We start from the raw sequence: 264 nt of genomic DNA, 5'->3' as shown, positions 1-264 counted from the left end.
GATTACCCCCGTGCGCTAAGCGAACTGTACCGGGTTACTAAGCCCGGCGGGCGCATCGTGGTACTGGAATTCTCAACCCCAACCTTCGCCCCTTTCGGTAAGGTGTATAAGAAATACATTATGAAGGCGATACCGCCCGTAGCGCGCGCTATCTCCTCAAACCCGGAATCCTATGTATATTTGGCGGAGTCGATTATCGATTGGCCGGATCAGAGAACCCTTGCCCAAAAGTTCGCACAGGCGGGCTGGCAGGACGTCAAATAT

Annotated in this window: 1 protein-coding gene; it reads left to right on the top strand. The window is 53.8% G+C overall.

The genetic code is table 11. The annotated features are described in order from the left end of the window. Positions 1-264 (top strand): class I SAM-dependent methyltransferase (locus FVA95_RS29935; protein WP_161992552.1); only part of this gene is annotated, 264 nt, incomplete at both ends.

The organism is Pseudonocardia sp. EV170527-09, assembly GCF_008369905.1.
In the GTDB taxonomy this organism is placed as follows: Bacteria; Actinomycetota; Actinomycetes; order Mycobacteriales; family Pseudonocardiaceae; genus Pseudonocardia.
Note: the sequence above shows the minus strand (reverse complement) of the source record. Positions and strands in the feature narration are given on the sequence as shown.